1 pseudogene is annotated in these 214 nt (G+C 67.8%); it reads right to left on the reverse strand.

Going from position 1 to position 214, the window contains the following annotated elements:
• Positions 1 to 214, reverse strand: a pseudogene (locus tag BN358_RS22910) (transketolase C-terminal domain-containing protein); the annotation flags it as partial.

Genomic DNA, 214 nt, shown 5'->3' on the forward strand with positions numbered 1-214 from the left:
TGCCCTCGCCGATGGTGGCGGAGATTTCCGCGCCGATCCCGTAGCTGAGCCAGTCGTCTTCGAACACGACCGCCCGGGTCGTCTTGCGCACCGATGCGCAGATCGTCTCGCGGTCGAGCGGCGCAAGCTACGCAGGTCGACGACCTCGATCGAGACACCGTCCTGCGCCAGCTGACGCGCGACCTCGAGAGCCGTCGTCGTGCCGCGCGAGTAA

The sequence above is a fragment of the Sedimentibacter sp. B4 genome (genome assembly GCF_000309315.1).
Lineage (GTDB): Bacteria > Bacillota > Clostridia > Tissierellales > Sedimentibacteraceae > Sedimentibacter > Sedimentibacter saalensis.